The 20313-nt window shown below is 64.3% G+C and carries 18 protein-coding genes; 12 read left to right on the forward strand and 6 right to left on the reverse strand.

Going from position 1 to position 20313, the window contains the following annotated elements; translation table 11 throughout:
* Positions 1-34 precede the first annotated feature (34 nt).
* Positions 35-355 (forward strand): Mpo1-like protein, encoded by a 321-nt coding sequence (locus B0G80_RS09540; protein WP_012433756.1) that lies wholly within the window; start codon positions 35-37, stop codon positions 353-355.
* 44 nt (positions 356-399) lie between these two features.
* On the opposite strand, the gene B0G80_RS09545 is transcribed toward B0G80_RS09540, so the two are convergent.
* Entirely contained in the window at positions 400-1713 is a 1314-nt protein-coding gene (locus B0G80_RS09545; protein ID WP_181919936.1) for a YihY family inner membrane protein, read from the reverse strand.
* 121 nt (positions 1714-1834) lie between these two features.
* Between B0G80_RS09545 and wrbA the strand changes: the two genes are divergently transcribed.
* The 5 genes from wrbA (at position 1835) to B0G80_RS09570 (ending at position 6324) form a co-directional block, all read left to right on the forward strand.
* A complete protein-coding gene (wrbA, locus tag B0G80_RS09550; protein WP_106309597.1) occupies positions 1835-2437 on the forward strand; it encodes an NAD(P)H:quinone oxidoreductase in 603 nt (200 codons plus the stop codon).
* On the forward strand, positions 2434-2958 hold the full coding sequence (locus B0G80_RS09555) for a DUF2069 domain-containing protein (RefSeq protein WP_116117823.1): 525 nt from the start codon (positions 2434-2436) through the stop codon (positions 2956-2958). The genes wrbA and B0G80_RS09555 overlap by 4 nt, the downstream gene beginning before the upstream one ends.
* 54 nt (positions 2959-3012) lie before the next feature.
* The gene (locus B0G80_RS09560; protein WP_116117824.1) at positions 3013-4431 is read left to right on the forward strand and encodes an FAD-binding oxidoreductase; all 1419 of its coding nucleotides are present in this window, start codon (positions 3013-3015) and stop codon (positions 4429-4431) included.
* 49 nt (positions 4432-4480) lie between these two features.
* The gene (locus tag B0G80_RS09565) at positions 4481-5287 is read left to right on the forward strand and encodes a metallophosphoesterase (RefSeq protein WP_116119595.1); all 807 of its coding nucleotides are present in this window, start codon (positions 4481-4483) and stop codon (positions 5285-5287) included.
* A 314-nt stretch (positions 5288-5601) separates the two neighbouring features.
* Positions 5602-6324 (forward strand): SOS response-associated peptidase, encoded by a 723-nt coding sequence (locus B0G80_RS09570; RefSeq protein ID WP_116117825.1) that lies wholly within the window; start codon positions 5602-5604, stop codon positions 6322-6324.
* Positions 6325-6497: 173 nt separating this feature from the next.
* On the opposite strand, the gene B0G80_RS45765 is transcribed toward B0G80_RS09570, so the two are convergent.
* Positions 6498-6656 (reverse strand): hypothetical protein, encoded by a 159-nt coding sequence (locus B0G80_RS45765; protein ID WP_181919937.1) that lies wholly within the window; start codon positions 6654-6656, stop codon positions 6498-6500.
* 230 nt (positions 6657-6886) lie between these two features.
* Positions 6887-7825 (reverse strand): LysR family transcriptional regulator, encoded by a 939-nt coding sequence (locus B0G80_RS09580; protein ID WP_116117827.1) that lies wholly within the window; start codon positions 7823-7825, stop codon positions 6887-6889.
* Between the two features lie 155 nt (positions 7826-7980).
* Between B0G80_RS09580 and B0G80_RS09585 the strand changes: the two genes are divergently transcribed.
* The 4 genes from B0G80_RS09585 to B0G80_RS09600 are packed head-to-tail and all read left to right on the forward strand — an operon-like array spanning position 7981 to position 12994.
* Positions 7981-9693: an efflux transporter outer membrane subunit gene (locus B0G80_RS09585; protein WP_116119596.1), complete on the forward strand. Its 1713-nt coding sequence runs from the start codon at positions 7981-7983 to the stop codon at positions 9691-9693.
* Between the two features lie 2 nt (positions 9694-9695).
* A complete protein-coding gene (locus tag B0G80_RS09590; RefSeq protein WP_116117828.1) occupies positions 9696-11915 on the forward strand; it encodes an FUSC family protein in 2220 nt (739 codons plus the stop codon).
* Positions 11905-12105 (forward strand): DUF1656 domain-containing protein, encoded by a 201-nt coding sequence (locus B0G80_RS09595; protein WP_106286390.1) that lies wholly within the window; start codon positions 11905-11907, stop codon positions 12103-12105. The genes B0G80_RS09590 and B0G80_RS09595 overlap by 11 nt, the downstream gene beginning before the upstream one ends.
* Positions 12106-12118: 13 nt before the next feature.
* Complete coding sequence (locus B0G80_RS09600; RefSeq protein ID WP_106286389.1) at positions 12119-12994, forward strand: HlyD family secretion protein; 876 nt, start codon at positions 12119-12121, stop codon at positions 12992-12994.
* 223 nt (positions 12995-13217) lie between these two features.
* Here the strand turns inward: B0G80_RS09600 and B0G80_RS45770 are convergent, their stop codons facing one another.
* Together B0G80_RS45770 and B0G80_RS09610 are read right to left on the reverse strand one after the other, a co-directional pair.
* A complete protein-coding gene (locus B0G80_RS45770; RefSeq protein ID WP_166679039.1) occupies positions 13218-13373 on the reverse strand; it encodes a hypothetical protein in 156 nt (51 codons plus the stop codon).
* Between the two features lie 363 nt (positions 13374-13736).
* Positions 13737-15410, reverse strand: a complete 1674-nt coding sequence (locus B0G80_RS09610) for a methyl-accepting chemotaxis protein (RefSeq protein WP_116117830.1) — start codon at positions 15408-15410, stop codon at positions 13737-13739.
* A 504-nt stretch (positions 15411-15914) separates the two neighbouring features.
* Between B0G80_RS09610 and B0G80_RS09615 the strand changes: the two genes are divergently transcribed.
* The gene (locus B0G80_RS09615; protein WP_116117831.1) at positions 15915-17189 is read left to right on the forward strand and encodes an MFS transporter; all 1275 of its coding nucleotides are present in this window, start codon (positions 15915-15917) and stop codon (positions 17187-17189) included.
* Between the two features lie 269 nt (positions 17190-17458).
* Positions 17459-19363 (forward strand): propionate--CoA ligase, encoded by a 1905-nt coding sequence (locus B0G80_RS09620; RefSeq protein ID WP_116117832.1) that lies wholly within the window; start codon positions 17459-17461, stop codon positions 19361-19363.
* An 87-nt stretch (positions 19364-19450) separates the two neighbouring features.
* On the opposite strand, the gene B0G80_RS09625 is transcribed toward B0G80_RS09620, so the two are convergent.
* Complete coding sequence (locus B0G80_RS09625; RefSeq protein ID WP_408967995.1) at positions 19451-20290, reverse strand: 5'-methylthioadenosine/adenosylhomocysteine nucleosidase; 840 nt, start codon at positions 20288-20290, stop codon at positions 19451-19453.
* Positions 20291-20313 lie beyond the last annotated feature (23 nt).

Consider the following 20313-nt stretch of genomic DNA (forward strand, 5'->3'; position numbering starts at 1 on the left):
AAGGATCGAGAAGCGTCGCAATCTGGAGGCCGTGATGGCTCAAACCGCGCACACCGATCACTTCGCGAGTTTCGCGGAGTTCTATCCGTACTATCTGAGCGAGCATCGCAACACAGTCTCGCGGCGGCTGCATTTCGTGGGATCGCTCGGCGTGATCGGCTGTCTCGCCATGGCGCTCGCCACTGGCGACTGGTTATGGCTGCCCGCCGCCGTGATCTGCGGATACGGCTTCGCCTGGGTCGGGCATTTCTTCTTCGAGAAGAACCGGCCGGCTACCTTCCGGCATCCGCTTTACAGCCTGATGGGCGACTGGGTGATGTTCAAGGACATCTGCGTCGGCAAGATTTCGCTGTAGCGATGCGCTAGTTTTCAGCGCCGACAGTACGCATTCCGCGCGACTCAAGCCGCCTGATGCGGCATGGAAGGTGTGCCGGGTTCGCTCTGCTCGGCAGGCGCCGCACGAGCGGCCGCGCGCGCGGTCATCAACGCGGCGAGTGTGACTTTCAGCTTGTCGTTTTCCAGCGCCGCCAGCAGCATCTGGCCATCCACGCGGGTGGACGCCAGTTGCAGCTGATACTCGAGTTCGGCGTGGTCGATCACGAACAGCTCGAACAGGCGCTCAACCGTGATCTGCGCCGGATTCGCCAGCAACAGGAAGTGCGGACGCATGCCGTCCTCCTGCAAGCGCGCGATCCATTCGATCTCCTCGAGCTTCTGCAGCAGGTTGATGGTGGTGTCCATATCGCGTCGAAGCATTCGCGAAAGTTCGGGTACGGTGTAGCCGCGCTTGCCTGCCTCACGCGCTTCCGAGAGCCGCGCGAGCAGTTCGAGCGAGTCGAACAGATTGCTGCCCTCGAAGGTGGGCCGATGAAACTGGCCGATGCGAATGGCCGGCAACGCGGACGCGGTCATCGCGCCCGCGAGCGTGATGAACCAGCACAGATACATCCACACCAGGAATAGCGGCACGGCCGCGAATGCGCCGTACACCGCGGTGTAGGTCGGAATGCGCCGCACGTAATAGCCGAAGCCGCGCTTCGCCAGTTCGAAGGCGATCGCCGCGGTCACGCCGCCAATTACCGCGTCGCGCCATTCCACGCGGCAATTCGGCAGGTAGACATAGAGAATCGTGAAGGCGAGCGCGGTGAGCGGTAGCGCCGCGCCCGCGAGCGCCCACTCGATGACGGGCGTCATGCGCTGCGCCGCCGTGAAGGTCATGGACTGCGTGAACAGATACGACGATATCGACAAACTCACGCCAATCAGAATCGGCCCGAGCGTGATGATCGCCCAGTACACCAGAATGCGCTGCGCGATAGGCCGCGCTTTGCGCACGCGCCAGATCACGTTGAAAGCGGATTCGACCGTCATCATCGTCATCACCGCGGTCACGAACAGAAAGATCATGCCGATGGTCGTGAGACCCTTCGCCTTCGCCGCAAACTGATTCAGATAGTTAAAAATCTGACTGTTGAGCTGCGCGGGCATCAGATGGTCGGCAAGAAAAATCTGCAGCGACATCTGGAACGAAGCAAAGATCGGAAACGCGGTGAACAGCGCGAACGCAACCGTCGCGAGCGGCACGAGCGAGAGCATGGTGGTGAACGTGAGGCTGCCGGCCACCTGCGGAATGCGGTCTTCGCTACTGCGCTGCGCGGCAAATTGCGCGAGCCGTTTGAGCGTGTCGAGATCGAAACGCACCCTGGACAACAAACCCCACCTCCTTGCTGCATGCACCGGTATGACAGGACCGCGCGCGAGACCTGGCCGAATGGCTATGGGCGGCCTGTGGAGCGGACCCAGCCCCTATAATACCCGTTCACCGATGAGGCCTATGAAAGACATTCTCGTGCTCTATTACAGCCGTCACGGCGCCACGCGCGAGCTCGCGCTGGCGATCGCGCACGGCGTCGACAGCGTTCCCGGCATGCAGGCGCGCGTGCGTACCGTGCCGGCGGTGTCCACCGTCTGCGAAGCGACCCAGCCCGATATTCCCGCCGAGGGGCCGCCCTACGTCGAACTGCGCGACCTCGAAGATTGCGCCGGTCTCGCGCTCGGTTCGCCTACCCGCTTCGGCAACATGGCCGCGTCGCTCAAATACTTTCTCGACGGCACCACGCCGCAGTGGCTGTCCGGTGCGCTTGCCGGCAAACCCGCTTGCGTGTTCACGTCCACCGGCAGTTTGCACGGCGGCCAGGAATCCACCCTGCTCTCCATGATGCTGCCGCTTTTGCATCACGGCATGCTGATCGTCGGCATTCCGTACACGGAGAGCGCATTGAGCACCACGCAAACCGGCGGCACGCCGTACGGCGCGTCGCATTTCGCGCGCGCGGGCAGCGCCGAACACGGTATCTCGGCGGACGAGAAGACGCTCGCCATCGCGCTCGGCGCGCGCGTCGCCCGCACGGCGGCATCCATGAGTGAAAGGCCGTGAACGAGCCGCACGCGCAACCGGCCGCCGCGCCGAACGCCGACACCGCAACGCGGGCGCCCACGCCTCCAACTGCTCCGGCCGTGCCGCGAAATCGCGCCGCCGCGCTCGGCGCCACCACGACCCTGGTTGCGCTGATCGTCGTGTCCGTCGTGTGGGAATGGTGGCTCGCGCCGCTGCGTCCCGGCGGTTCGGCGCTGGTGCTCAAGGCGGTGCCGTTGCTGCTCGCGTTACCTGGCGTCTGGCGGCATCGGCTTTATACGCTGCAATGGGCGTCGATGCTGATCCTGCTGTATTTTGCCGAAGGCGTTGTGCGTGGCTGGAGCGACCGCGGGCCGAGCGCAGGACTCGGCTGGCTGGAAGCCGCGCTCTCCGTGGTCTTCTTCGTCTGCTCGCTGGCCTACGTCGCGCCGTTCAAACGCGCGGCGAAACGAGCAGCAAAGCAGGCTGCAATTAAGCCCGAAATTCAGCCAGCCAATCACGCCGGAAGCGAGCCGGCCGATCACGCCAATCCGTCCGGCTGACCAAAACGCTCCGCCTCGCCCGACATTTCCGCCCGAATACGCTGACCGACCAACATGACCCAAACCGCTTTTCTCGCCGCCTGCCGCGACGCCATCGGCGCCGCGCAGGTGCTGACCGATCCGCACGACACCGCCCCGTATCTGACCGACTGGCGCCGCCGCTACACCGGCGCGGCGTGCGCAGTGCTGTGCCCGGCCACGCCTGACGAAGTCGCGGCACTCGTGAAGCTCGCCGTCGAACATCGCATCGCGCTGGTCCCGCAAGGCGGCAACACGGGCCTTGCCGGCGGCGCCACGCCGGACGCAAGCGGCGCGCAGGCGGTCATCAGCTTGCGGCGTCTGAACCGGGTGCGGGACATCGATCCGCACAACAATACGATCACAGTCGAGGCCGGCGTGATTCTCGCCGAAGTGCAGAAGCACGCCGACGAGGCCGGCCGCCTCTTCCCCTTGAGCCTCGCCGCCGAAGGCAGCTGCACGATCGGCGGCAATCTCGCCACCAATGCGGGCGGCACCGGCGTGCTCCGCTACGGCAACGCCCGCGAGTTGTGCATCGGGCTCGAAGTGGTCACGCCACAAGGCGAACTGTGGGACGGCCTGCGCGGACTGCGCAAGGACAACACCGGCTACGATCTGCGTGACCTGTTCATCGGCGCGGAAGGCACGCTCGGCATCATCACCGCCGCCGTGCTCAAGTTGCATCCGCAACCGGCCGCGCGCGTCACGGCGCTCGCCGCGCTCGCGTCGCCGCATGCCGCGCTCGACTTTTTGTCGCTCACGCAGGGTGCCGCCGGGCCGCTGTTGACCGGTTTCGAATTGATGTCCGATTTCTGCCTGCGGCTGGTCGGCCGGCATTTCGAGCAGATGCGCTATCCGTTCGCCGAGCCGCACGCGCAAGTCGTGCTGCTCGAACTGTCGGACAGCGAAAGCGAGGAGCACGCGCGCCAACTGTTCGAGCGTCTGATGGAGACGGCGCTCGAAAACGGCCTGGTGCAAGACGCAGTGGTCGCGGAAAATCTCAGCCAGTCGCGGGCGTTCTGGAATCTGCGTGAACACATTCCGCTCGCCCAGGCCGAGGAAGGCCTGAACATCAAGCACGATATCGCGGTGCCGATCTCGAGTATCGGCCACTTCATCGAGGAAACCGACGCGGCGATCGCGCAGGCCGTGCCCGGCGCGCGCATGGTGACGTTCGGCCATCTCGGCGACGGCAATCTGCACTACAACGTGCAGGCGCCCGAGGGCGGCGACGCGAAAGCGTTCCTCAGGCAATACCAGAGCCCGATCAACCGGATCGTCTACGACAGCGTGCACCGGCATCGCGGCAGCATCAGCGCGGAACACGGGCTCGGCCAGTTGAAGATCGACGAGGCGATGCACTACAAGCAGGACGTCGAGGTGCAGTTGATGCGAACCATCAAACATGCGCTCGATCCGCTGAATCTGATGAATCCTGGCAAGGTGCTACGCTAACGTTTGAAGCTCCGCGTCCCCTGCGGAGGCCATTGCAGGAGTCGTGGCCGTGAAGATTCGAGTGCTGTCCGATCTGCATCTGGAAAACGACGAGCCTGAGCTGATCCCGCATGCGCAGGCGGATCTGATCGTGCTCGCCGGCGACATCCACAATCACGCGGCCGGACCGCGCTGGGCCGCGCAAACTTTCGACGGCTCCGTGCCGGTGGTCTACGTGCCCGGCAATCACGAGTACTACGACGGCGAGTTCGGCGCGCTTGACGCCGCGCTTTATGACGCGGCAGCGCAGGTCGATAACGTGCACGTCTTGAACAACGCCGCGCTGGTCGACCTGCAAGGCCGGTGGCGCGTGCTCGGCACGACCTTGTGGACCGACTTCGCGTTGTACGGAAGCGATCCGGACATGCTCGCCGAATCGATCGAGGCGTCGCGAAAGGTGATGCTCGACTTCCGCGGACTGATTCAGATGAACTGGCCGCACGACACCCACGATGCCGCGCGCGACTTCACGCCCGGCGACTCGCTTGCGTTGCACCGGCAAGCGCGCGCCTGGCTCGAAAGCGAGCTGGCCAAACCGTTCGGCGGCAAGACGATTGTTGTCACGCATCATGCGCCGCATCGGCTGAGTCTCGCCGAGCGCTATGCGGAAGATCTCGTATCGGCGGGCTTCGTCAATCACTTGCCAGACCTCGTGGGGCCGCCTGTCGCGCTGTGGATTCATGGGCATACTCATACGCCGTTCGACTACAGCGTGAACGGCACGCGCGTGGTCTGCAATCCGCGCGGCTATCGCGACCGGCGTACTGGCCAGTTGGAGAATCCGCTTTTTGCGTGGGATAAGGTCATCGAGATTTAGCGGTCGCTTCAGGTGGCTTGAGGCGCGCACGACTTGGCGCCGCTGATCGCTCGGGACGGCTGGGCTGGGTTCGGCTTGGCCGGGGCGGCGTTGCCCGGGTCGGCTTCGCTTAAATCCGCTTGGCTTGAATCGGCATGGATTGGATCCGCTTAGAGCCACTCGGGCCGACTCGAGTCCCTCGGCATAGTTGCCGCCTTGGGGCCGATCTGAATAGCGCACCCGCACAGCACGCACTACGCTGTCGTAGGTTGTCGAATCGCGGTTATCCGGCCGCGGTTATCGAAACCCAGGCCGGTCGTCCCCGGAGGTCGCTCATGTGTGGTCGAATCAGCCAGTATCGCGAGCCGCGTTTCTACGCCGAGCACCTCGGCCTCGCCGACCCGCTCATGCTCTTCGATGCCGCCGACCGCCGTCCCGGCTACAACCTCGCGCCCGGCACCCACCCGCTCGCCATCTACCCCGATCAAACGGTGCACGCGATCCACTGGGGTTATTGCCCTGACTGGGCGCGCGAACAGCATCTGCCGCAGACGATCAATGCGCGCGCCGACGCCGCGCCGAACGGGCGCTACTTCAAGGAGTTGTGGAAAACCGGACGGGTATTGGTGCCGGCCGACGGCTGGTTCGAGTGGCGCATGGAAACCGCGGCCGTGTCCACAATCGAGGACCGTAAAGACAGACTAGACGAGCCGTCAGGCCGCCAGCCCTACTTCGTGCATTTGAAGAGCGATGCGCCCATGTATCTCGCGGCGCTCTCGAGCGTGCGCGGCACTGAACCGCAAACGGAAGGCATGGGGATGGTGATCGTGACGGCCGTCGCCGACGCGGGCCTCGTCGATGTGCACGACCGCCGTCCGCTGGCATTCGCGCCGGACGCGGCGCGCCGCTGGCTAGACCCTGAATTGCCGCTCGATGAACTTGAGCAGTTGACGCGCACCGCCGGTATCGCCGCCGCGCGCTTTCGTTGGCATAGAGTGAGCCACGAAGTGGACCGCACGCTGAACGACGAGCCGGGTCTGATCGCAGCAGTAAGCTGAATTTGAGCGCCTGATAGGGACGCGGAAGGCGGGTGAACCACGACGGCCCAAGGCGTAAGCGCTCAATCGCCGCACACGGAACTCAACGTAAGCGAGGGACGTGAGCCCGGATCTCCCCCATCACCCCAAGGACAGAAAACAGCCTGCCCGCTAGGGAGGCGCTGCGTCGAATCTCAACGATCGCGCCGCTGCCCCTGCAAATCCGGACGCTCGACCTTGATCGGCACCAGTTGCGGCTGCTGTTCGCGCAGCTGGCGCAGCAAATCGCGTGACGCGGCAATCCCGATCAAGCCAAACATGACGGCCACGCCGATCATCAGATGCGTATCCATGAATCCTCGTCCTTCTGTCGTTGCGATTTGTAGCGATTTGCCGAACGGCGGCGAACTCAACGCGTCCGGTGCGCGCAGTGCAAGACCGCAGCGCATGAACGACACGTTAGCAAATCGACCGCACGGCAGAAGTAAGGAAATGTTGCGACGCGGCAGTTATGTAACAGGCGCTCGCGCCAACTCCTCCCGGCGACCGTCGACAATCCTCGGAACCCTCGCGTGGCGAGGTTTCAGGTCCGCGCGAACTCGCGCAACTCCTCCTGGTCCGCGGCCAGCGTGGCGGGCAACTCGTCGCGCAGGAACTCGACCCACGTGCGGATCTTGGCGTCCAGATACTGCCGCGACGGGTACAACGCGTACAGATTCATTTCCTGCGACGTGTATTCCGGCAGCAGCCAAACGAGTTCGCCCTTTCGCAAACCACTGATCGCCGAGTAGATCGGAATCAGCCCGACGCCCATGCCGCTCGACACGGCGACCGCCATCGCTTCGGCCACGTTCACCTGAAACGTCGTCGGCCCAAGAGCGATGGTTTCCTCACCGTTCGGGCCGTCGAAAGTCCACTTGTCGGTCGGGAACACCGGCGTGACCATTTGCAGACACGCGTGGCGCGAAAGGTCCGCCGGCGTTTGCGGCACGCCGTGCCGCTCCAGATAGGCAGGCGACGCGCAAGCAATGCTGAACGCGCTGCCGAGTCTTTGCGACACCAGTCCCGAATCCGGCAGACCGGTAGCGAGCGTGAGCGATACGTCGAAGCCTTCGTCGAGCAGATCGGGCATGCGCTGCGCCAGCGTCAATTCGATTTGCACGTCCGGGTAACGGTCCTGATAGCGGCCGACGGCCGGCACCACATAGTGCTGGCCGAAGCTCGTCATGGCGTGGACCTTCAGCTTGCCGGACGGGCGGGCGTGGGCGTCGCTCGCCTCGGCTTCCGCCTGGTCCACGTACGCGAGGATTTGCTCGCAGCGCTGCAGGTAGCGTTCGCCGGCCTCGGTCAGCGCGATGCGGCGCGTGGTGCGGTTCAACAGACGCGTGCGCAGATGCGCTTCCAGATCGGACACCGCGCGCGACGCGTAGGCCGTGGTCGTATTCAGATGCTGCGCGGCGCCCGTGAAGCTGCCCGCTTCGACGACACGGACAAATACGCGCATGTTTTGAAGCGTATCCATAACTTTCCCTTGTATCCGGAAGCGATTGTTACACGATTCGCAAAGGCGATTGTCTCATATCTCGTAAAAATGCCTTGCATCTTTACCGGTTATTCCCCAATCAATCAAAAAATATAATGACGCACATGCTTCTATAGTCAATTTTGGAGGAAATCGTGCAGTCTCCGGTACAGAAAGGGATCGCCGCAGCCGCGGTTCTTACGATCCTATTAACAATCGCCGGCTGTGCAAGTACCGGAGGCGTCGCGCCGCAGGCCAGCGGAATCGAACCCGCTTCGCTCGACGCGGGCAACGCGATCCGCGCGGCCAATGCGGACGCCCAATGGCCCGCGGTCGACTGGTGGCGCGCCTATAACGATCCGCAACTGAACCAGTGGATCGAAGAGGCGCGGACGGGCAACCCGAGCCTCGCCGCCGCCCAGGCGCGCGTGCGCGAAGCCATGTCGATGGCCGGTGTAGCCCGCTCGGCGCTGTCGCCGCAAGTCAACGGCAGCCTGTCGATCCAACGCCAGAAGTGGGCCGACAATCTTTACTACGGCCCGGGCCCGCTGGCCGGCGAGCAATCGTGGAACAACACCGGCACGCTCGGCCTGTCGTATCACCTCGACATCTGGGGCAAGGACAAGAACGCCGCCGAGCGCGCTCTGGACGCCGCGCACGCGAGTTCGGCGGATGCGCGCGCTGCCCAGCTCGAACTGGAAGGCAACGTGGTGCGCACCTATATCGAGATGTCGCTGAACTACGCGTTGCTCGACATCGCCAAGGCCACCTTGCAGCAACAGCAGCAGATCGTGGATCTGGCCAACCGGCGTCTGAAAGGCGGCATCGGCACGCAGCTCGAAGTGAGCCAGGCCGAAACGCCGCTGCCGGAATACGAACGCCAGATCGACGAAATCGAAGAAAAGATCGCGCTCGGCCGCAATCAGCTGGCCGCGCTGGCCGGCAAGGGTCCGGGCGCGGGCGATTCGATCCAGCGCCCAAGCTTGTCGCTCGAGATGGGGCCTGCCGGCTTGCCGAGCGCGTTGCCCGCGGACCTGATCGGCCATCGGCCGGACGTGGTCGCGGCGCGCTGGACGGTCGCGGCGCAAGCGCGCGGCATCGATGTCGCCAAGGCGGACTTCTACCCGGACATCAACCTGCTGGCGTCGATCGGCGGTTATGCGGCGATGGGGCCGCTGTTCCAGTTCCTGAAGAATCCGTCGCATAGCTGGAGCGCGGGGCCGGCGCTGTCGCTGCCGATCCTCGATGGTGGACGGCTGCGTTCGCAACTCGGCGCGGCGTCGGCGGGCTATGACGAGGCCGTCGAGAGCTATAACCAGTCGATTGTGGGCGCGCTCAAGGACATTTCCGACCAGGTGATCCGCATCCGTTCGCTTGCCACGCAGGCCGAGGATGCCGACCGCTCGGTCGCGGCAGCCCGCAAGAATTACGATTTGTCGCGCGAAGGATATCGGCGCGGCCTGACCGATTATCTGAACGTGCTGATCGCGCAGAACCAGTTGCTGCGCGCGCAGGAAGGCGTGGCGAAGATTCAGGCCGAGCGGCTGGGCGCGCATGCGTCGCTGGTCACGGCGTTGGGCGGGGGACTCGATGACCCGGCTAACGGTCCGCAGGCTAGTGAGACGCTGCCGGCGCATGGGAAGGGGAAAGTGGCAGCGGGTTCGGCCGTTGGCGTTTTGCCGGCGAACACGTCGGCGGGTTCGGGCGCTGGATCGAAGTCGTCGAACGGGGCGGTGAAGTCGAGCGCTGGGTCAATGTCGGCGAATGCGGCGGCGAACTCGAACACTCTGTCCACGTCGCCAACGACACCGGCAAACGCGTCGGCGAGCACTAACGCCGCTGCCCGGCCGTCTAAGTCAGGAAGCTGATCATGTCCGCCTCCCCTGCTTCCGCGTCGCGGTCGGCGTTTACAGCGAAGTTCGCCGCGTTCTACGCGGCCGCCGCCGACTGGGCCCGCAACGACGGCCTCACGTGGATCTACCTCTTCAAAGCGCTCGCCGCCTGCTTCCTCGCGCTCGGCGTCGCAATGAAGCTCGACCTGCCGCAGCCGCGCACCGCGATGACCACCGTATTCATCGTGATGCAGCCGCAAAGCGGCATGGTGTTCGCCAAAAGCTTCTACCGGATCTGCGGCACGCTCGTCGGTCTCGTCGTGATGCTCGCGTTGATCGGCCTGTTCGCGCAGCAGCCCGAACTGTTCATCGTCACGACCGCCATCTGGGTCGGCATCTGCACCGCCGGCGCCGCACGCAACCGCAACTTCCGCTCGTACGGTTTCGTGCTGGCCGGCTATACCGCCGCGCTGATCGGCATTCCCGCCTCGCAACATCCGGACGGCGCGTTTCTGAGCGCCCTCACGCGGGTGGCGGAAGTGGTGGTCGGCATCGTCTGCGCGGGCGCGGTGAGCGGCCTCGTGTTTCCGCAGTATGCCGGCTTGCAGATCCGCGGCACCGTGCGTGCGCGGTTCTCGGCGTTCGTCGAGTATGTGTCGGCGTCGCTTGCCGGCCGCAACGACCGCGCGCAGATCGAAGCGACCAACGCGCGCTTTGTCGCCGACATCGTCGGTTTCGAAGCGGCGCGCAGCGTGGCCGTGTTCGAAGGCCCCGCTTCGCGCATGCGCGGCGGCCGTCTCGCTCGCCTGAACAGCGAGTTCATGACCGCGTCGACGCGCTTTCACGCGCTGCATCAGTTGATGAACCGCTTGCGCAGTACGAACACGAGCGGCGCGGCCATCGCGATCGACGCGCTCGAACCGTACTTCAAGGAAATCGCCCCGCTGCTCGCGAAGTCCGGCGAACCCGTGCTGAGCGCCGCCGATGCCGCGCATGCCGCCGCGCAACTCGAAGCCTACAAAGCCGAGTTGCCCAAGCGCGTGCGCGCGACGCGCGCGGAACTGGAAACGCATCCCGAGGCGCCGCTGCTCGACTTCGACACCGGCGCAGAACTGCTGTACCGCTTCATCGACGATCTGCATGCGTACGCGGCCACCTACGCGTCGCTTGCCGTCGATACGCACGAGCGCGAGCGCTGGATCGAGCGTTACGAACCGAAGACGAATGCGATCGCGGCGGGCGTCGCGGGCGTGCGCGCCGCCATCGTGATGATGGCGCTCGGCGCGTTCTGGATCGCGACCGCGTGGCCGAGCGGCTCGACCTTGACGCTGAATGCCGCGGCGATTTGCGCGCTGGCGTCGTCATCGCCGAATCCGAAGCGCACCGCTTTCCAGATGGCTGGCGGCACACTGGTCGCCACGGTGATGGGCATGATCGCGGTGTACGGTGTGTTTCCGCACATCGACGGCTTTCCGCTGCTGTGCGCCGCGCTCACGCCGTTCCTGCTGCTCGGCGTGTTCATGACGACGCGTCCCGCGCTGGCCGGCTATGGCGTTGGCTACTGCATCTTCTTCTGCTTTCTTGCCGGCCCGGACAACGTGATTCACTACGACCCGAGCGCGTTCATGAACGATGCGATGGCGCTGGTGCTGTCGATGCTGGTGTCGTCGATCGCGTTCGCCGTGCTGCTGCCGCCCTCGACGCCGTGGCTGCGCAACCGCCTGCTGGTGGATCTGCGCCGCCAGGTCGTGCTGGCGAGCCGCGCGGGCCTGCGCCGCGTGAGGTCGCGCTTCGAGAGCGGCGCGCGCGATCTGATGTTCCAGATCAATGCGCTCGCGCAGAACGAGCCCGAACTCAAACGCGACACCTTGCGCTGGCTCTTCTCGGTGCTCGAAGTGGGCAACGCGATGATCGACCTGCGCCGCGAAGTGGCGGCGCTACCCGCCGACGCGCGCTATGCCCGGTCGATGCCGTGGCGTGTCGCGTTGCGTTCGATGCGCGATGCACTGGCCGCGCTCTTCGAGCGGCCGCGTGAAGAGCGCTTCGACCGCGCGCTGGCCGCGACCTCCGATGCCATCGCTGCCGTCCAGCAGATGCTGGCCACTTTCACGCCGCCGCGTGAAGAGCGGCATCGGCTGCAACGCATTTTGAGTCAACTGCATTTCATTCGTACCGCGCTGCTCGATCCGCAATCGCCGCTTGAACCGCTGATGAGCGGACGTGCAAACGCGTCAGAAGGAGTTCTTCATGCCACGTGATATCGCCGTTTTCGACGCCTACGTGCCGGCCATCGTGCTGCTGTTTATCGCGGGCGCCGCGCTCACCTGGATGTTGGACCGCGTGATCGCCTATACGGGCTTGTATCGCGTGGTGTGGCATCCGTCCTTGTTCCGGGCCAGCTTGCTCGTGTGTGTGTGCGGCGTGCTGGGTCTCGCCGTTTATCGTTGATCAGAGTCGAAACATGACCATCCGAAATCTTGTGGGCTTCGTCGCGACAGCCGTCATTTTTATCGTCGCGATTTTGATTGGACGCGTGCTGTGGGTTCATTACATGGATGAACCCTGGACACGCGATGGGCGCGTGCGCGCCGAGATCGTGAATGTCGCGCCGGATGTTTCCGGCGCGGTTGTGGATCTGCCTGTGAAGGACAATCAACTGGTGAAGAAGGGCGATCTGTTGATGCAGATCGATCCGTCGCACTATGAGATTGCGGTTGAGCAGGCGCAGGCTGCGGTGGCGGCGCGAAAGGCCGAATTGCAGATGAAGCGCGATGATGCGCAGCGGCGCGCGGATATGGATGCCTTGGTTGTGTCCAAGGAGAGCCGGGAGAATGCGACTCATACGGCTTCGGCTGCGGAGGCTTCCTATCAGCAAGCTTTGGCGGCTCTGGATGCGGCCAAGTTGAATCTTTCGCGGACGCGGGTTGTGTCGCCGGTGGATGGTTACGTCACCAACCTCAGCGTGTTTCGCGGCGATTATGCGACGGCGGGTTCGGCCAAGCTGGCGATTGTCGATAGTCACTCGTTCTGGGTGTATGGATACTTTGAGGAGACCAAGCTTCCTCATGTGCGGGTCGGGGATAAGGCTGAAGTTCGGTTGATGAGCGGTGGCACGCTGCAAGGGCACGTCGAAAGTATTTCTCGTGGCATCTATGACCGCGACAATCCGGAAAGCCGCGAATTGCTCGCCGATGTGAATCCTACTTTTAATTGGGTGCGGTTGGCGCAGCGCGTGCCTGTGCGGGTTAGGATTGATTCCGTGCCGGAAGATGTTGTGTTGGCTGCCGGGATTACTTGTACTGTTGTTGTTACGCCTGAAGTTCGGAAGGCTGGGTGAGTTGTTCGGATTTCTAAGTGGTTGGCCTTTCCTTGTTTTGCTGGTGGTCTATTAGCGTTGCCCCTGTGCGGGGCGGCACCTACTTCTCTTTGCCGCCGCAAAGAGAAGTAGGCAAGAGAAAGCGGCTCACACCGCCAGTTCTTAAGCGGGTCTCTCGCGCAGTTGCGGTAGTGGCGCATCTGGAATCCGTGTTCTCGCACACTCCGCGTAAGTGACAAAGCCGTCATTCTTCCGGCGGCGCTGCGCGCGCCGTCGTGGTCGTTCGGCACGCAATCGCACTGGCTATTTTCGGATTTTCAATAGTTTGCGATCCGAAATTTAAGATGCTGAACGGCAGGCTAAAGCCATGCAGAAAATTCGGCAGCTCGTCTTCTTTCACCCACCAAAACCAGGGCGAAGCTGATAGCCCCACAGCGCGCATGCGCACCCACTGGTTTTCAGGCAGACCGCTCCGACTAGCGCGCAGCGCGAGGCGGGAAGAATGAGTCCCTTGTCACTTACGCGGAGTGTGCGAGAACACGGATTCCAGATGCGCCACTACCTCCTCCCAGCCTGGGGACCCGCTTATAGGCTGGCGGTGTGAAGCCGCTTTCTTTGCTTCCTTTCTTTGCCGCCGTGCAAAGAGAAGTAGGTGCCGCCCCGCACAGGGGCAACGCTAATAGACCACCAGCAAAACAAGGAAAGGCCAACACCCTAAGCATCCCAAAACAACCCCACCCGCCAGGGCAAAAAACCCCCAAACTCACAACCTGAACTTCCCGACCATCGCCTTCAGACCTCGCGCCTGATCGTCCAGCGACCTGGCCGCCGCCGTCGCCTGCTCCACCAACGCCGCGTTCTGCTGCGTCCCGGAATCCATCTGCGTCACGGCAAGGTTGATCTCTTCGATCCCGGCACTCTGCTCGGAAGAAGCCGCGGAAATCTCGCCCATGATGTCGGTCACGCGCTTCACCGCCTTGACCACTTCATCCATGGTTTGTCCGGCGTCCTGAGCGAGGGTCGAGCCATTGCTCACGCGCTCCACAGAAGTACTGATCAAGCCTTTGATCTCCTTGGCAGCCGCAGCACTCCGCTGAGCCAGATTCCGCACCTCGGCAGCGACAACAGAAAATCCCCGCCCTTCCTCACCCGCCCGCGCAGCCTCGACCGCCGCGTTCAGCGCCAGAATATTGGTCTGAAACGCAATCCCTTCGATCACCCCGATGATATCGCCGATACTGCGCGCGCTATCGTTGATATCGTTCATCGTCGCGACCACGCGGCTCACCACCGCGCCGCCCTTCTCCGCGATCTCCGACGCGTTGTTGGCCAGCGTGCTCGCCTGCTTCGCGTTATCGGCGTTCTGGCGAACCGTCGACGTCAACTGCTCCATACTGCTAGCCGTGCGCTCGAGTGCCATCGCCTGCTGCTCCGTGCGCTGCGACAGGTCGAGATTACCCATCGAAATCTCACCGGATGCCGTCGCAATCGCATCCGCGCTCGACGCGATATCGGCGACTGTCGTCGCGAGCCCACTTTGCATGTCGTGCAGCGCGAACAGCATGCTCGACTTGTCCTTGCGACCGAGCGCGATCTCGATCGACAGATCACCCGCCGCGATCCGGCTGGCAATTTCCTTCGCATACGCCGGCTCGCCGCCGAGCTGACCGGCGAGGCGCCGGACCACCCACTCGCTGATGCCGAACGCGAGCACGATCAGACCAAGCGTCGCCACCGCGATCATCACGAACGACGAGTGGTAAATGAAGCCCGACGCCTCGATGGTCGCCTTGGCCGCGGTGCCGCGCTGCGCGACGAGGTCGTCGACCATTTTTTCCAGCTTGCCGGTCTCGACCAGCATCGACACGTCCTGCGTGCCGACCTGCCAGTTCATCTGCGAGAGATCGAGCGGCTGCGCTTTCACGAGCGTCACGAAGTCGCGCAGATGCGCACTCCACACCGTCACGGCAGCGGCGAATTTCTTCTGCTGATCGACGGCCTTCGCGTCGGACGTGTCGACGTACTGTTGCAGCGTGCCAAGTTGCGCGGCGAGACCGCTCAGGCCCGCTTCGATGTCGGTGCCGAGTTCATCGCGCTCTTTCGCGGTGGTCGCGGTGAGCAGCATTTTCTGCGCGCGGCTCGCACGTAACATGTAGCCGCGCGCTTCTTCCGCGGCGCGGCTGGCGACGTGCCCCTGATCGTAGATGGATTGAGCGGACGCATTCAGACGGCTGATCTGGGTCAGCGAGAACACGCCGATCAGCAGCGTACCGACCAGCAGCACGGCAAACGCGAGGCGCAACATCGCCTTCACCGACAAACCCTTGAGCCTTACCGCCCGCGAGCGGCTGCTCTGGCCACGCGGCGGCTGGCCCGCCGCTTCTCCTTCCGCAACGAATCCCGCACCCGTCTGGCTGCCCAGCGAAACTGCTTTCATATTCCCCGTCCCCACGTTTAGAACTGCCGGAAAGGTCGGTTCCGGCATTGCTTCTTATCTCTCCGGGTCTACGGCAAGAACGCCCGCGATCTTTAACGTCGCTCGCGAAATGCCGGCCGGCTTTCGCCGCATGTGTGTCGCCCGGTCCTCGGCACGCCGCTTTGTGAGCCGCGCGCCCGCGACCGTTTTATACATGGCCAAAAATCGCCGGTCGGCATATATCGGCCGTCTTGCCAGCCGCGCGTGATCGTGGCAGCACGCGCGTGCCCGGCACCGTCGAGGTGCGCGCGGTTCCCGGTTTCGGCGCACAGTCTCTGGCCCTTATCAGCAGCGCGTGTCCGATTCGCGACAAAACTTGTCCTTACAATTCGGTCAGGCCACATTAAACTTCGACGAATAGTTGCCGATGCAAAACGCCGCGTCGAAATGCCGCAGCGTTGAAAAGCTTGCTTAAACAGCGCCTTGGCGGCTTCAGATCTCTCTTTGTTCTCACTTATCTAGCGTATGGAAACAAGCCTCGATAAAAGCGCCCTCGCCGGCGCGCCAGCCGGAGCTGGCACAGCAACAGGAACCGGCGCGGGCAGCGCCGCGCAACCCGCCGCCAAGGTGCAGCGCACGGTCTACTCCGTGCTCGGCGCGATCAGCTTCTCGCACCTGCTCAACGACATGATCCAGTCGTTGATTCTGGCGATCTACCCGATGCTGAAAGACAACTTCTCGCTGTCGTTCGGCCAGATCGGCCTGATCACGCTGACCTATCAGATCACCGCGTCGCTGCTGCAACCCTTGGTCGGCAGTTACACGGACAAGCATCCGAAGCCGTATTCCCTGCCCGTCGGCATGGGCTTCACGCTCGCGGGTCTGCTGCTGATGTCGGTCGCGCCCAGCTTCGGCGTGCTGCTGGTGGCGGCCGCGCTGGTCGGCTGCGGTTCGTCGGTGTTCCATCCGGAGTCGTCGCGGGTCGCGCGCATGGCGTCGGGCGGCCGTCACGGGCTCGCACAGTCGCTGTTTCAGGTGGGCGGCAACGCGGGTTCGTCGCTCGGGCCGCTGCTCGCCGCATTGATCGTGATTCCGCACGGCCAGCGCAGCATCGCGTGGTTTTCGGTGGCGGCGCTCGTTGCGATCGTCGTGCTCACGCAGATCGGCCGCTGGTACAAGGCGCATCCGTCGGTGAAGAAGGCGCGCAGCGTCACCGGTCACGCCACGCTCTCGCGCAACAAGGTCATGTTCGCGATGGGCGTGCTGATCCTGCTGGTGTTCTCGAAGTACTTCTACCTCGCGAGCATCAACAGCTACTTCACGTTCTATCTGATCGACAAGTTCCATCTGCCGGTGCAGGCCGCGCAGGTCCATCTGTTCGTTTTCCTCGCGGCTGTCGCGGCGGGCACGGTGATCGGCGGTCCGATCGGCGACAAGATCGGTCGCAAGTACGTGATCTGGGTGTCGATCCTCGGCGTGGCGCCGTTCACGCTGCTGTTGCCGTATGCCAATCTGTTCTGGACCGGCGTGCTGACGGTGATCATCGGCGTGGTGCTCGCCTCGGCGTTCTCGGCGATCCTCGTGTATGCGCAGGAGTTGATCCCCGGCAAGGTGGGCATGGTCGCGGGCCTCTTCTTCGGCTTCGCGTTCGGCATGGGCGGGATCGGCGCGGCGGTGCTCGGGCAACTGGCCGATGCCACCAGCATCACGTACGTCTACAAGGTCTGCTCGTTCCTGCCGCTGATCGGCGTGCTGACGGTGTTCCTGCCGGATGTGGAAGGCAAGCGCGCGAAGGCGTGATGGCCGACTGACCGCAGGTCTGGTGAAAAAAGGCGCTTCGGCGCCTTTTGCTTTGTCTGTGCGAGAGGCCGGCGACTATGGTGGCGTGCTGTCGGAAGCGCGACTTCTCCCCAAATCCGACCCACGCCGCACCGCTCATGGTGAACCCGCGTTGTCCGCCGAGCCACGCCTGCTCTATGCTTGTGCGACACACGCCCTGCTCTCGCGCCGCGCCACACGGCCGCACGACCCGACATCCGTTCACCCACGCAGCAGAAGGATCGCCGCAGATGACAAGCTATCGCGACTTCCACCGCCGTTCGATCGAAGACCCCGAAGGATTCTGGCGCGACGAAGCGCGGCGCATCCATTGGCACACGCCGTTCGACACCGTGCTCGACCGTTCGAATCCGCCGTTCGCGCGCTGGTTTGTCGGCGGCCGCACGAACCTGTGCCATAACGCGGTGGACCGCCATCTGGCCGAGCGCGCGCAGCAGAACGCGCTGGTGTATGTGTCGACGGAAACCGGCATCGAGCGGCGCTACACCTACGCCGAACTTTACGGCGAGGTCAACCGGATGGCGGCGGTCATGCGCTCGCTCGGCGTGAAGCGCGGCGACGTGGTGCTGCTCTATCTGCCGATGATCCCCGAGGCCCTGTTCGCGATGCTCGCCTGCGCGCGGCTCGGCGCGATTCACTCGGTGGTGTTCGGCGGCTTCGCGGCGCCGAATCTCGCGGCCCGCATCGACGACGCGAAGCCGGTGCTGATCGTCACCGCCGACGCCGGCGCGCGCGGCGGCAAGGTGATCGACTACACGCCGCTGATGGACGAAGCGCTCGCCCGCGCGAAACACAAGACGCCGCATGTCCTGCTGATCGACCGGCAGCTCGCGCCCGAGCGGCTCAATGCCAGTTATCTCGTCCCCTACGAACCGTTGCGCGAGCAGTTTTTCGACGCCCATGTGCCGTGCGAGTGGCTCGAATCGAACGAGCCGTCCTACGTGCTGTACACGTCGGGCACGACCGGCAAGCCGAAGGGCGTGCAACGCGATGTCGGCGGCTACGCGGTCGCGCTGGCGGCGTCGATGGAGCACATCTTTCAGGGCAAGCCGGGCGACGTGATGTTCACCGCGTCGGACGTGGGCTGGGTGGTCGGCCACAGCTATATCGTCTACGCGCCGTTGCTCGCGGGCCTCACCACCGTGATGTACGAAGGCACGCCGATCCGTCCGGACGGCGGCATCTGGTGGCGGCTCGTCGCCCATCACCGGATCAATCTGATGTTCACCGCACCGACCGCCTTGCGCGTGCTGAAGAAGCAGGATCCGGCGCTGCTGAAGCAAGCGGACCTGACGAGCCTGCGCGCGCTGTTCCTCGCGGGCGAGCCGCTCGACGAACCGACCGCCGCCTGGATCGCCGGCGCGCTCGGCAAGCCGGTGATCGACAACTACTGGCAGACCGAAACCGGTTGGCCGATGCTGGCGATTCCGCGCGGCGTCGAAGCACTGCCGACCAGGCTTGGCTCGCCCGGGGTGCCGTCGGCGGGATTCAATCTGACCCTGCGCAACGAGTTGAGCGGCGAGCCCTGCCCGCCCGGCGAAAAGGGCGTGCTGACGCTGGACTATCCGCTGCCGCCGGGTTGCATGTCGACGGTATGGGGCGATGACAAACGCTTCGTCAGCACCTACTGGTCGAGCATTCCGAACCAGCAGGTCTATTCGACCTTCGACTGGGGCGTGCAGGACGAAGACGGCTACGTGACGATCCTCGGCCGTACCGACGACGTGATCAACGTCGCCGGCCACCGGCTCGGCACGCGCGAGATCGAGGAAGCGTTGTCGAGCCACGCGGCCGTCGCGGAAGTGGCGGTGGTCGGCGTAACGGATCCGGTGAAGGGTCAGGCGGCGATGGCCTTCGTGGTGCTGCGCGACGCGCAGGCTTACGCGGACACGAAAAAGCGCGGCAAACTGGAAAGCGAACTTACGGCGACGGTTGACCGGCAGCTTGGTGCGATTGCACGGCCGTCACGGGTCGTAGTGGTGTCGATGCTGCCGAAGACACGCTCCGGCAAGCTGCTGCGCCGCGCGATCGCGGCGCTCGCCGAGGGACGCGAGCCGGGCGATCTGCCGACAATCGAAGATCCGGCAGCGTTGCAGCAGGTGCGCGAGGCGCTGGACGACGCCGGGGGGAAATAGCTTGCAAGGCTGCGGCGGGGGCTGAAGCCCGGGCTGAAGCGCGGGTTGTTCATCAATGCGTCGACATGCGCGCCGCGACGCCGGCCGTCAGATTGTCGAACTGCGTGCTTCTAAAAACCGCGTCAGGATCGCGTTCGAATACGTGCCCGCGATCGCCGTGAGAAACGACACGAAAGACTCGGGCGCGTGATCGTCCGCGGTATCGGAAACGGTACGCACGACCGCGCACGGCACGCCGTATTCGTAACAGACCTGGGCGATCGCCGCGCCTTCCATTTCCACGGCGAGCGCATCCGGCAACGCTTCGCGCAAGGCCTGAACGCCCGCGGCGCTGGCCACGAACTGATCGCCGCTGATGATCAAACCGCGATGCACGCGCGGCTCGCGCGTGCCGAAACGCGCCGCCGAGGCCGCGCCCTCTTCCGCGACGAAACGCTCGCAGGCTGCGGCGAGTTGATCGGCGAGCGCCGCATTGGCGTCGAAGCGCGAGATGCCCAGCAACGGCACTTCGAAACGCGGAAACAGCGGCGATGCGTCGAGATCGTGCTGCAGCAACGCGTCGGCGACCACGATGTCGCCCACCCGCACTTCGCGCCCCACGCCGCCGGCCACGCCCGTGAACACGATCGCCTCGACGTCGAATGCGTGGATCAGCGCGCTGACCGTGGCCGCCGCCGCGACCTTGCCGACGCGCGCCAGCGTTACGACACACGGCGCGCCGTGGACGCTGCCCAGGTGATAGTCGCGCTGACCGTGCGTGATCGTGCGCACGCCGGACTCGGCACGCATTGCTTCGATCAGATCGCCGAGTTCTTGCGGCAACGCCGCCAGAATGCCGAGCGGCCGATGCGAAACCGGCGCGCCGCTGCGGTTCGGATCGATCGCGGACAGGCTTGCGGCTGATGAGCCACCCACCACGCCCGGCATGCCGGCAGCTTCCACGCCGTGAG

This window comes from Paraburkholderia sp. BL6669N2 (assembly GCF_003387275.1).
Lineage (GTDB): Bacteria > Pseudomonadota > Gammaproteobacteria > Burkholderiales > Burkholderiaceae > Paraburkholderia.

Coding starts and splice junctions, on each gene's coding strand:
- B0G80_RS09625 (WP_408967995.1), bottom strand. CDS start 20,290: ATGCCGGGCGTGGTGGGTGGCTCATCAGCCGCAAGCCTGTCCGCGATC.
- B0G80_RS09560 (WP_116117824.1), top strand. CDS start 3,013: ATGACCCAAACCGCTTTTCTCGCCGCCTGCCGCGACGCCATCGGCGCC.
- B0G80_RS09620 (WP_116117832.1), top strand. CDS start 17,459: ATGACAAGCTATCGCGACTTCCACCGCCGTTCGATCGAAGACCCCGAA.
- B0G80_RS09600 (WP_106286389.1), top strand. CDS start 12,119: ATGACCATCCGAAATCTTGTGGGCTTCGTCGCGACAGCCGTCATTTTT.
- B0G80_RS45765 (WP_181919937.1), bottom strand. CDS start 6,656: ATGGATACGCATCTGATGATCGGCGTGGCCGTCATGTTTGGCTTGATC.
- wrbA (WP_106309597.1), top strand. CDS start 1,835: ATGAAAGACATTCTCGTGCTCTATTACAGCCGTCACGGCGCCACGCGC.
- B0G80_RS09610 (WP_116117830.1), bottom strand. CDS start 15,410: ATGAAAGCAGTTTCGCTGGGCAGCCAGACGGGTGCGGGATTCGTTGCG.
- B0G80_RS09595 (WP_106286390.1), top strand. CDS start 11,905: ATGCCACGTGATATCGCCGTTTTCGACGCCTACGTGCCGGCCATCGTG.
- B0G80_RS09590 (WP_116117828.1), top strand. CDS start 9,696: ATGTCCGCCTCCCCTGCTTCCGCGTCGCGGTCGGCGTTTACAGCGAAG.
- B0G80_RS09570 (WP_116117825.1), top strand. CDS start 5,602: ATGTGTGGTCGAATCAGCCAGTATCGCGAGCCGCGTTTCTACGCCGAG.
- B0G80_RS09580 (WP_116117827.1), bottom strand. CDS start 7,825: ATGGATACGCTTCAAAACATGCGCGTATTTGTCCGTGTCGTCGAAGCG.
- B0G80_RS09540 (WP_012433756.1), top strand. CDS start 35: ATGGCTCAAACCGCGCACACCGATCACTTCGCGAGTTTCGCGGAGTTC.
- B0G80_RS09615 (WP_116117831.1), top strand. CDS start 15,915: ATGGAAACAAGCCTCGATAAAAGCGCCCTCGCCGGCGCGCCAGCCGGA.